The organism is Methanosarcina sp. (genome assembly GCF_035390745.1).
In the GTDB taxonomy this organism is placed as follows: domain Archaea; phylum Halobacteriota; class Methanosarcinia; order Methanosarcinales; family Methanosarcinaceae; genus Methanosarcina.
In genome coordinates this window covers 1-1,755 of record NZ_DAOOUJ010000138.1, presented here as the reverse complement: position 1 = coordinate 1,755, position 1,755 = coordinate 1, and the positions used below count along the sequence as shown (strand labels likewise).

Genomic DNA, 1,755 nt, shown 5'->3' with positions numbered 1-1,755 from the left:
TGCAAAATCGATAGCTTTCGGGCAAGAAAATTCCTTAACCGATGACCAATGAGTCGTATTTTAATGGAAAAGACTGGTAAAATTGTTTATATTCATTTTGCTGCAACACTTGAGTCATTTTAGCATTTTGAGAAAAGCCGGTCGCTTTGACGACCGATGAGAGTCCCGGCACTTGAAAATCAAATTTTAACCGGGTTCACGGCGTTTTTACACGAAAATATTGGTGTACCTGGAGTTTGAAGTTTTGAATCAGAATAGAAATAACGGCAATCTGACGTGAATAATAATATTTATAACCTCGTTAAGTGTATCCACATGATTGATGGTAGACAAGCTGGCTGCGGATAAATACAGTGTGCCTGTTGAACTCATTTTTCAGATCCATAAATCGCCCTGCAAAGCAGTTCTTGCAATAACCGGAGGCGGGGCAGAAATTATTGGGGAACTTCTCCGCCACGGCAGCGGCTCGGCAACAGTACTTGATGCAGTTGTTCCGTATAGCATGGATGCAATGGACCGCTTCCTCGGCAGGAAGCCTGAAAAGTACTGCTCGGAAAAAACTGCAAGACTGATGGCAATGGTCGCTTACCAGAGAGCACTGGACCTCTCGAAAGGCAACGGGTTTGCAGGCCAGGATCTTATCGGAATTGGAGCTACCTGCAAGCTTAGAGCGGCAAATGAGCGTGAAGGAAGAAAACACGAGGTTCATGTCTCCATCCAGGCAGCCTGCAAAACAGGTGTCTGCACCCTTGAACTGACAGCAGAAAGGACAAGGGAAGAGGAAGAAAAGATTGCTTCGCTCCTGATTTTTAACTTGATTGCCCGACACTGCGGAGTTCCTGAAATTGATTTACCGGTCAATGTTGATGCTGGGGAAGGAAGAAAGGAAAAGGTAATTGAAAATTATGAATCAGTTTCCAGTTGTGTTGGAGACCTTTTAAAAAAGAAAATGTTCAGCAAGGAGAGTCCTGATGAAAACCCGGCTATGTCAAGGATCGATTTAAATGGGGCAAAAAGTTCTGCTGAGCCCCAAAAGATTAAGCTTGTTTTCCCCGGCTCTTTTGACCCCTGCCACAGAAACCACGTTTTCATGGCAAAACTGGCTTCGGAGAAACTGGGGGAGCCAGTTCACTTTGAAATTTCTTTGACGAACGTTGACAAGCCGCCCATAGATTTTATCTCCTTAAATCAGAGGCTTGACTCTTTAAGAGAATATAAAAACGAAAACTTCATGGGTGGTGTTTGTCTGACCAGTGCGCCGCTTTTCCTTCAGAAAGCCGCCCTTTTCCCTGACAGCACCTTTATCGTTGGGGCAGATACACTCAACAGAATTTTTGACTCAAAATATTATAATGGTAAATTAGATACGGATGCCATTTTAAATTGTTTCAGGGAAAAAAATGTACGCTTCATGGTATTTCGCAGGAAATCAGTTGAGCTTTGCATCAGTCCTGAGGTCATTGAGTTCTGTGAAATTGTTCCGATGGCTGAATATGAAGACGACGGGATATCTTCTACAGAAATCAGAAGAAAAAGTGGAAAATAATACAGAAAACCTGAATAAGTTTTTGAATTAAAAAACAAAATCCGTACTTATAACTTGATTCTGGCTCGGTAAACAGCCGATCTGTCAAAAAGTTAGAGACTGCTCTCTTGAAATTAGTCAGTTCAGGGAGCATTTTCAGAACATAATTATAGCTGTCCAATGGAAAAAATAATAGAAGAACTGGAATTTTTATTCCAGCATCCACTTCC

The 1,755-nt window shown here is 42.1% G+C and carries 1 protein-coding gene; it reads left to right on the top strand.

The genetic code is table 11. The annotated features are described in order from the left end of the window. The first annotated feature begins 322 nt into the window (after positions 1–322). Positions 323–1,546, top strand: coding sequence for a nucleotidyl transferase family protein (locus PLL47_RS14875; RefSeq protein WP_324447366.1), 1,224 nt, complete (start codon positions 323–325; stop codon positions 1,544–1,546). Positions 1,547–1,755: the final 209 nt, after the last annotated feature.